Source organism: Rothia nasimurium (assembly GCF_928381415.1).
GTDB lineage: Bacteria > Actinomycetota > Actinomycetes > Actinomycetales > Micrococcaceae > Rothia > Rothia nasimurium_H.
The window spans coordinates 25,707-35,187 of the sequence record NZ_CAKMSF010000011.1 but is presented as its reverse complement, the minus strand read 5'-3'; the positions used below and the strand labels follow the sequence as shown (position 1 = coordinate 35,187).

Genomic DNA, 9,481 nt, shown 5'->3' with positions numbered 1-9,481 from the left:
TTCGCCACTAATCCACCCAGCAAGCTGGGCTTCATCGTTCGACTTGCATGTGTTAAGCACGCCGCCAGCGTTCGTCCTGAGCCAGAATCAAACTCTCCGTTGAAAAAATGAAGTAGTTGATGATCCTGGTCTCTGATTGTTAGCGAACCATTCACCACGGGGTGGTGTGGTTCGAGCTGACGAATCTGAAACCAATTGATTATCAAATTCTGTAAGAAACCGTTGGTTTCTCACATGTTGTATAAATATTTGGTATCAGTTCAATTTCCGCACTACCTGGTGTTCATGTGTGAACACTAGTGTGTAGTGTGGACGATAAGAATGTTATTTATAACATTGGTACGCTATTGAGTTTTCAAGCAACAAACCGCATTCTCAACCCTAGCTAGTGGAACCAGCCGGTGTTTCGTATCGGTCATTCTCAGTTTTTGTGTTACCCGTTTGGGCAACTCATTCAGTCTATAATGCTTTTTCCATCATCGCAACTCGCTAGAGCGTGACGATAGCCACAAGCTCTTTTCTTTACTTCAAAGCCTTAGCTTCAAACCCGAAAACCAGTTCAATCAACTTTCCCTGGGAGTCTTATATCGACTCAACTTGTGGTGCACTATTCGATTATTTTTCACTTTCGGCCGGTTCCCCGTGCCTCAGCGACTCGTTATACTTTACGCAGGTTTTTTGGAGCATGCAACCCCAACGGGGCTCTTTTTCCCTCAAAACACCACCTAAACCCACCCAAACGAAGATATTTCCCCTAGTAAACAGCGGGTTAAATTTTCTCAAAAATATTTTGAAAAACTTTTCTAGCCTCGCAGCCCCCTGCCCAGGCCCAACTCCGTTTTTGTCCGCTTTTACCGCCCTGGCAAGCGCAAATAACAAAACCCGCCCCACTCTCTCCTTGTGTAAGGATGAGAGGTGGGGCGGGCGTCCGCGAGGAACTTACTGGGCAACCTCAACAACGGCCATATTCTTCTTGCCGCGACGAACCACCGCGTACTTACCTAGAAGCAGATCAGACTCGCTGAGGGCGGCGTCCTCGCCCTGAGCCTTGACGTTATTGATAGCTGCGCCGCCTTCCTTAAGAGTACGGCGGGCTTCTGACTTAGATGCGGAAAGACCGGTCTCGGTCAGCACGGTCACCATGTCCAGCTGATCCCGGGTGAGTACAGCATGGGGCAGCTCGGCGGTAGCGGCCTTGAGGGTTGCCTCGTCCAGGGCAGCGAAGTCGCCCTTACCGAAGAGAGCCTCAGAAGCGGCAATGACCTTCTCCGTTGCCTCAACACCGTGCACCAGTGACGTGACCTCGTAGGCCAGGGTCTTCTGAGCCAGACGCTTGAAGGGTTCTTCTTCTACAGACTTCTGCAGGGCAGCAATCTCGTCGCGGGTCTTGAAAGTAAAGACCTTGAGACGGTCAGCTACGTCAGCATCGGCAGTGTTCAGCCAGAACTGGTAGAAGGCATAAGGTGAGCACATCTCGGGGTCCAGCCAGATAGCGTTGCCCTCAGACTTACCGAACTTGGTGCCATCCGAGTTGGTAATGAGCGGAGTACCCAGAGCGTGAACAGATTTGCCGGTGACCTTACGAACCAGCTCGGTGCCACTGGTCAAATTGCCCCACTGATCGGAGCCACCGCACTGCAAGGTGACATTGTGGCGGCGGTTCAATTCGAGGAAGTCATTCCCCTGCAGAATCTGGTAAGAGAACTCGGTGTAAGAAATACCCTCTTCAGAGTTCAGACGCTTAGCCACAATCTCTTTTTTAATCATGGTGCCCACGCGGAAGTTCTTACCGATTTCACGCAGAAAATCGATAGCAGATAGCTCGCTGGTCCAGTCCAGGTTGTTAACCATCTGGGCGCCGTTCTCACCCTCAAAAGACAAGAAGCGCTCAATCTGGCCGCGCAGACGGCTTACCCAGCCCTCCACCACATCGCGAGAGTTGAGGACGCGCTCAGAGGTCTGACGGGGGTCACCAATCAAACCGGTAGCTCCACCGACCAGGCCGAAGGGGCGGTGACCAGCCAGCTGCAGGCGACGCATCAGCAGCAGCTGCACCAGGTGCCCCAGATGCAGGGAAGCCGCTGTGGGGTCGTAACCGATATAGAAGTTCACGGTCTCTTCAGCCAGCGCCTTCTCAAGGGCTTCTTCATCGGTGCTGACGTGCACAAATCCACGCCACTTCAATTCCTGCCAGATATTCTCGAAGGAATCATCGTTGTGCTGAGCTGCAAGAGTCTCTTCAGACACGGTTACTCCATGGTTAGTAATGAACAAAAAGCAGTGGCAAAGCCACCTGCTACCACGGTACCAGTTCACCGCCCAGGCAGGCTTCGGACAGCTTCGGTGTTCTCTGATTGAGAGATAGAAAAAGGACGCCGCCACCCCACTCCCCTGCTCAACGGCAGGAAAGGAGGCAGCGGCGTCCTCTCATTTAGAAACCGAAAGAATACTACTCTGTAGGGACAAGACCAGCCGGCAGCTCACGCGAGGCCAGCAGGTGAAGGCGCTGGGTGGGGCGGGTCATGGAGACATACAGGTCGCCCACCGAACCGTTAGCTGCACGCACCAGGTCGGCAGGCTCAACGATAATCACGGTGTCGAACTCCAGGCCCTTAGCTTCCCAGGGAGTCAGAATCAGCACCTGGTGTTCCAGGGCAGAGGCCGAGGTGCCCAGCTTACCCTTGTGCTCGGCAGCAATCGCCAGGGCGGTCTCGCGGTAGCGTTCCTCGCTGACGATCACGCCGATGAGGCCGCCGGCGCCCTGCTCCAGCTCATCGCTGACGGTGCTCACCACAGCCGGGTAGAGGGCGTCCTCACCCACAATACGGGCGGACGGCGCCCACTTGCCCTCGCGCACGGCGCGGGGGGCTGAAATCTCCAGGCCGGCGGCGCGGGCAACCTCAACGGCGGCGTCCGAAATCTGGGCAGGGGTACGGTAGTTGACGGTCAGCTCGTCCAGGGTGAAGCGCTCCCCCACAAAAGGCTCAAGAGCCTGTGCCCAGGACTGGGAGGCCGCGGCAGAAGAGGCCTGCGCGATATCGCCAACAATCGTAAAGGACTTCATGGGGCAGCGGCGCATGAGCAGGCGCCACTGCATGGGGGAAAGCTCCTGAGCCTCGTCAACCACAACGTGCCCGTAGGCCCAGGTGCGGTCGGCCTGCGCAGCGCGGGCAGCGGTCATACGCTCGCCGCGCTCCTCGTTCAGCTCGGCAATCTGCTCGGCGGTGACCACGCCGTCCACGCCCATATCGGCCAGCTGCTGGTCCACGTTCTCCAGGGCCTTACGGGCGTTTTCGAGATTGGCCTGGTGGGCCGCCTCGGCGCGGGCAGCGGCTCCGGCACCGGCGACCTTGGAAAAATCACCGAGAAGCTCCGCTGCTTCGTCTAGTAGGGGTACATCGGACTCGGTAAAGGGCAGGTTCGCTGCGCGCGCCAGGACGTCACGCTCAGCGTCGGTGAGGACGCCCGCGGTTGCGCTCTGCAGGTACTCCGGCTTTGAAAACAGCGAGCGCACCAGGGTCTCGGGTGACAGGGGCATCCAAGCCAGGTTGATGGCCCGGCGGACGTCCAGGGACCCGCGAACATCATCTTCCAGGTAGGGGCGGTCAACCGCGTGGCCGGCGGCGGCATCCAGCTTTTCGTTGAGCTGGACGGTGAGCTCTTTGAGGAGCACCTTCACAAAGGTTTCCCGGGCCTCATTATGGGGCTTGCCGGTTGAACGCGCCGTGTTGCGGGCGTGCTTGACCATGCCGGGGGTCATCTCAATAGCGGTGGAATCCACATACATCTTCACGGGCTTGGCAGGTACCTTCTGACGGTCAGCCACAGCCTTTTTGATGACCTCAGCCATGCGTAAATCGCCCTTGATTTGGGCAACCGCGGGATCGGTTTCGGGTACAGCCTTAATACCGGGGTACAAGGTAGCTAAGGACGACATCACCACGCCGGTCTCGCCCAGGGAGGGCAGCACACGCTCGATGTACCACATGAAGGAAGCGGAGGGGCCGACCACCAGAACGCCAGCGTTGTTGAGACGCTCGCGGAAGGTATAGAGCAGGTAGGCGGCACGGTGCAGGGCAACGGCGGTTTTACCGGTACCGGGGCCGCCCTGCACGACGCGGACGCCTGCCAGGTCGGCGCGGATGATGGCGTCCTGCTCAGCCTGAATTGTCGCCACGATATCACCCATGCGGCCGGTGCGCTTGCGGTTCAGGGCCGCCAGCAGAGCGCCCTCACCGTGCAGGTTCTCATCGCCGTCCTCAAGCAGGGTTGAGTCGAGCACGTCGTCTTCGAAGCCGGTGACTTCGCGGCGTTCTAGCATCAGGTGGCGGCGGCGGCGCACACCCTGCCGGTTGAAAGCGGTGGCCTGATAGAAGGTGCCGGCTTCGGGGGCACGCCAGTCAATGAGCAGGCGCTCGTGGTCTTCGGTTGCCAGGCCGATACGGCCGATATAGCGGATAGCCTCGTCGTCAAGGTCAAGACGGCCAAAAGCTAGGCGGTGGTCAACAGCGTTGTACTGGGCCAGGCGGTCTTCATAGTGCTGGGCGTAGGCGTCACGCTCTGAACGGTTCTGGTGGCTGCCAACAGCCTGGTTCTTGCGGGTGCTCTTGAGCTTTTTCTCGTTCATCTCTCGGAGCTCATCGAGGCGGGCGTACAGCCTGCCCACGTAGGCTCGTTCGCCTGCCAGCTGAGCCTCGTAGGCTTTTTCAGCGGCAGTCTGCTCACCGGTTGCGGTTGTGTTCTCGGTCAAGAGGGAACCCTTCATCGCGGAAAATTCAAGCCCTCCATTCTACCCGTACACCCGAGCAAAAAGAAAGGACGCCCGCCCTCTCCCCTAGCAAGGGAAGGGGCGGGCGTCCGCACAGAAATGCTGCTAAGGCTGGGTCACGCCGTCAGGTGAAATGGTGAAACCTGCGCCATTATCTCCCAAGCAACGCATCATGTCTGTAGACTGAGGCTGACAGGAAAGGCCGATAAAGTTCAGAGACGTACCGATATCTAGGGGCTGAGCATTGTACAAACCGGCCAAAGAATCCTGCGTACCGCCCTCTGATATATCTATTTCCCCAGTTGATCCAAACACAACTTTCCATGTCTTCAGATATCCGCTGGCCTCAGGATTTCGCTGAATGACTTCGCAAGTTACTTCTGTTCCAGACTGTGTGCCACAAGCCAGAGTGCCTGATGTAATATCAGCAGACCACGCGTAGTAGAAATCAGAGTCCTTCTGCCCAACATAAAATGAATCAGGCTCAGCGATATAGCCAGGGATCGGTTCTACACCCAAACGTTCGTGAATATAGCCACCGTTTACCGGGTCAATACACCTTACCGTTGTACCGGTAACAGGGCTCATTCGTTCGTTTCCAGTACAGCTATAGTTCCCAACGCTGAAAGTCTGCGTCCAGTCAGCACCGGTAGCAACTCGAATTTCCCAATACTCTCGAACTGTGTCAAGGGCTTCTTTACAGCTAACAGGACCCCCAAATACATATGTGCGTGGACTGAACTCATATCCGTCATCGCTTGTAAAACCACAGTTTGTACCGGGAGATGCTATTGGGTCAGAGTCTTCAGATGGGACAGAAGGTGAAGCCTCAGCCAAAACTTCCTCCTCATCTGACGCAGCAGCAGAGCTGCTGATTACTTCTGGCGTAGAAGTCGTAGAGGAAGTAGAAACCGATGCACTCGCTGAGCTAGAAACCGTGGTGGTGGGCGATTCGCTAGGTTCGGCTTGGTTGCCGTTAGAGCCGCAGGCAACCAGCCCAAGCAGAGCAACAGCCGTACAGGAAACAAGGAGCTTACTAGCCATGAAAACCTCAAAATGTGTGTGCGGTAACAGTGATACCACCAGTTTATCCAAAACACTGGGAGGGTTTCTTCAGATAATCCGACCTAAGACCTAGAAGGCAAAATACCCCGGTTTTTGTGCATGTACCCCAGGTAAAAACTGGGGTACATGCACAAAAACCGGGGGTACTACGGTAAAGGTTCTCTCTATTCAGCTACCAGCGACAGAGCCTCCAGGCGGTGGCCGGCCAGGATTTCGCGTCCGCCCAGGCCCTCAAGCTCCAGGAGCACGCCGATGCCGGCGACCTTCAGGTCCGCCATTTCCATCAGGTGGGTGGCCGCCTCAAGGGTGCCGCCGGTGGCCAGAAGGTCATCCACAATCAGCACACGGGAACCTGCCGGGATGTCGTCCTTGTGGATCTCGATAGCAGCCTGGCCATACTCCAGGGAGTATTCCTTCATGTAGGTATCGCGCGGCAGCTTACCGGCCTTGCGCACGGTCATAACGCCGGTACCTGCAATGTAGGCAATAGCAGAGGCCATCAGGAAGCCACGCGCCTCAACACCGGCGACGATATCGAACTGGCCCTCGAAGCGGCGGGCGAGCTCCTCCATGGACGCACGGAACACCTGCGGGTTAGCGAACAGGGTGGTCACGTCGTAGAAGAGGATGCCCTCCTTGGGGTAGTCCTGAATCTGCGCGCAGGCAGCAGGAATCTGCTCCTCAAGGGGCAGGGAAGAATCAACGGGCTTAATCATGCTCTTAGCCTAGCTGATGACCTGGGGGCGGGCCGCGAAAGCACGCGCAGGTTCTAGCTCACTCTTAAGTGCTTCCAGCTGGGCTGCGACAGCGGACGGGGCAGTGCCGCCCTGGGCGCTCCGGGAGTTCAAAGACCCCTCAACGGTGAGCACTTCGCGGACGCCCGCGTGCAGGGCAGGTGAGATCGCCAGGTAGTCCTCGTCGGTCAGGTCCCACAGTTCGCAGTCCTTTTCTTCGCAGACGCGCACAGCTTCACCGGCCAGTTCGTGGGCTACGCGGAAGGGCACACCCTCGCGCACCAGCCACTCGGCAACGTCCGTCGCCAGGGCAAATCCCTGGGGAGCCAGCTCAGCCAGACGGTCGGTGTTGAAGGTGAGGGTGGCAATCATGCCGGAGACAGCGGGCAGCAGAACTTCAAGCTGGTCGATGGCGTCAAAGACGGGCTCTTTGTCTTCCTGCAGGTCGCGGTTGTAGGCCAGGGGCAGGGCCTTCAGCGTTGCCAGCAGACCGGTGAGGTCACCAATCAGGCGGCCGGCCTTACCGCGGGCAAGTTCAGCGATATCGGGGTTCTTCTTCTGCGGCATGATCGATGAGCCGGTCGAGAAAGAATCGTGCAGGGTCACGAAGGAGAATTCTTTGGTTGCCCAGAGAATAACCTCTTCAGAGATACGGGAGAGGTCTACCGAGATCATGGCGGCGATCCAGGCAAACTCGGCGTAGACATCGCGGGAGGCGGTGCCGTCAATAGAGTTGTGGGTTGCGGAGTTGAAGCCCAGGTCAGCTGCTACAGCTTCGGGGTCCAGCCCCAGGGAAGAGCCCGCGAGCGCCCCGGAGCCGTAGGGTGATACGGCGGCGCGCTTGTCCCAGTCCAGCAGACGGTCAAGGTCACGGGACAGGGCCCAGGCGTGGGCCAGGAGCTGGTGGGAGAGCAGAACAGGCTGGGCGTGCTGCAGGTGGGTGCGGCCGGGCATGGGGGCGTAGGGGTGGGCCTCGGACTGGGCAATCAGGGCGTCGATAGTATCCATGACGCCGGTGGCAATGATAGAGGCGTGATCGCGCAGGTACATGCGGCCCAAGGTTGCAATCTGGTCGTTGCGGGAGCGGCCAGCGCGTAGCTTACCGCCCAGGTCAGCTCCGGCACGTTCGATGAGGCCCTTTTCCAGGGAGCCGTGGACGTCCTCGTCCGACTCCGCCGGGGTGTAGGCGCCAGAACGGACGTCGGCTTCAAGCTGGTCGAGGGCTGCAATCATGCCGGTGAGCTCGTCGTCGGTGAGCAGACCGGCCTTAGCCAGCACACGGGCGTGGGCGCGGGAGCCTGCAATATCGTAGGGCGCTAGACGCCAGTCGAACTGGGTTGACTTCGACAGGGCAGCAAGAGCCTCGGAGGGGCCGCCTGCGAAGCGTCCGCCCCAGAGAGCGCCATCGTTGGTACCGTGCTTTTCAGCTGACATAGTTTTACCTTTGCGGGGTTGGGAAAATCGTGCGGGGTAAGGCAAAAGCCGCCCGCCGGCGTCCTTACCTTCTCGTGGGGTAAGGACGCGCGGGGTTGGGCGGCTGAAGCGGGGCTAGTTTTAGAGGCCCAGGCGCTGGTCGCGGGCTGAAGCGACCTTGGAGGACATGCCGAACAGCTCAATGAAGCCGCGGGCCATGGACTGGTCGAAGGTGTCGCCCTCGTCGTAGGTGGCCAGGTTGAAGTCGTAGAGGGAGGTCTCTGACTTACGTCCGGTAACAACGGCGCGGCCACCGTGCAGGTCCATGCGGATATCGCCGTTGACCATCTTCTGAGTGTCGTTGATGAAGGCGTCCAGGGACTTCTTCAGCGGTGAGAACCACTGACCGTCGTAGACCAGTTCGGTCCAGCGCTGGCCAACGATCTTCTTGAAGCGGGCCTGCTCGCGCTCGATGGTGACGTTTTCGAGTTCCTTGTGGGCAGCCATGAGAGCCATAGCGCCGGGAGCCTCGTAGATTTCGCGGGACTTAATGCCGACCAGGCGGTCTTCAACGATGTCGATGCGGCCGATGCCCTGGGCACCTGCGCGGCGGTTCATAATCTCGATAGCTTCAAGCGGGGTAACTGCCTGGCCGTCGATAGCAACGGGGATGCCTTCCTTGAAAGAGATGACGACGGTATCGGGGGTGGGGGCGAAGGTGGGGTCGTCGGTGTAGTCGTAGACGTCCTTGGTGGGGCCGTTCCAGATGTCTTCGAGGAAGCCGGTCTCAACAGCGCGGCCCCAGACGTTCTGGTCGATGGAGAAGGGGTTCTTCTTGGTGGTGACAATCGGCAGGTTGTTCTTTTCTGCGTAGTCGATGGCCTTTTCACGGGTCAGAGCCAGGTCGCGCACGGGAGCGATGCACTTGAGCTCGGGGCCCAGGGTCTGGATGCCAACCTCAAAGCGGACCTGGTCGTTACCCTTGCCGGTGCAGCCGTGGGCAACGGTAGTGGCACCGAACTGCTTGGCTGCTGCTACCAGGTGCTTGGTGATGACGGGGCGGGACACAGCCGATACCAGGGGGTAGGCGTCCATGTAGAGGGCATTGGCCTTGAGAGCGGGCATGCAGTATTCATTGGCGAATTCATCGCGGGCATCCGCTACATAGGCTTCAACGGCACCGCAGTCGAGGGCGCGCTGGCGGATGGTCTCGAGGTCCTCGCCGCCCTGCCCTACATCAACGGCAACGGCGATAACTTCTGCGCCGGTTGCTTCGCCGATCCAACCAATGGCAACTGAGGTATCCAGACCGCCTGAGTAGGCCAGGACGATGCGCTCTTTCATGGTGCTCCTTGAGATATTACGTTCAGGGCGGGAGGTCCCCGCAGGTTCTATAAATAATTATGCACACTCAGACATAATTATGCAAAACGTATCGGTCAGTGATACGCGCTACTATCATCGCGCGCCGCTACAGAACCAGCAAGAGAAACGCGCACCC

At 58.5% G+C, this 9,481-nt stretch carries 6 protein-coding genes and 1 rRNA gene; all 7 read right to left on the bottom strand.

From position 1 onward, the window contains the following. Positions 1–103 (bottom strand): 16S ribosomal RNA (locus tag L7A20_RS11390); the annotation flags it as partial. Between the two features lie 836 nt (positions 104–939). Next, entirely contained in the window at positions 940–2,247 is a 1,308-nt protein-coding gene (gene tyrS, locus L7A20_RS11385) for a tyrosine--tRNA ligase (protein WP_237223614.1), read from the bottom strand. 202 nt (positions 2,248–2,449) lie between these two features. Next, positions 2,450–4,750, bottom strand: coding sequence for a HelD family protein (locus L7A20_RS11380; RefSeq protein ID WP_237223613.1), 2,301 nt, complete (start codon positions 4,748–4,750; stop codon positions 2,450–2,452). A gap of 123 nt (positions 4,751–4,873) precedes the next feature. Next, positions 4,874–5,812, bottom strand: a complete 939-nt coding sequence (locus L7A20_RS11375) for a hypothetical protein (RefSeq protein ID WP_237223612.1) — start codon at positions 5,810–5,812, stop codon at positions 4,874–4,876. A 185-nt stretch (positions 5,813–5,997) separates the two neighbouring features. Further along, positions 5,998–6,549 carry an adenine phosphoribosyltransferase gene (locus L7A20_RS11370; RefSeq protein ID WP_237186798.1) on the bottom strand — a complete coding sequence of 184 codons (552 nt, stop codon included), beginning with the start codon at positions 6,547–6,549 and terminating at the stop codon, positions 5,998–6,000. A 9-nt stretch (positions 6,550–6,558) separates the two neighbouring features. After that, positions 6,559–8,001 (bottom strand): argininosuccinate lyase, encoded by a 1,443-nt coding sequence (gene argH / locus L7A20_RS11365; protein ID WP_237209402.1) that lies wholly within the window; start codon positions 7,999–8,001, stop codon positions 6,559–6,561. Positions 8,002–8,121: 120 nt separating this feature from the next. Continuing rightward, positions 8,122–9,324: an argininosuccinate synthase gene (locus tag L7A20_RS11360; RefSeq protein ID WP_135011410.1), complete on the bottom strand. Its 1,203-nt coding sequence runs from the start codon at positions 9,322–9,324 to the stop codon at positions 8,122–8,124. Positions 9,325–9,481: the final 157 nt, after the last annotated feature.

Bases quoted from the DNA above. Each gene is read 5' to 3' on its own strand.
- L7A20_RS11360 (WP_135011410.1), bottom strand. From the start codon at position 9,324: ATGAAAGAGCGCATCGTCCTGGCCTACTCAGGCGGTCTGGATACCTCA.
- argH (WP_237209402.1), bottom strand. From the start codon at position 8,001: ATGTCAGCTGAAAAGCACGGTACCAACGATGGCGCTCTCTGGGGCGGA.
- L7A20_RS11375 (WP_237223612.1), bottom strand. From the start codon at position 5,812: ATGGCTAGTAAGCTCCTTGTTTCCTGTACGGCTGTTGCTCTGCTTGGG.
- L7A20_RS11370 (WP_237186798.1), bottom strand. From the start codon at position 6,549: ATGATTAAGCCCGTTGATTCTTCCCTGCCCCTTGAGGAGCAGATTCCT.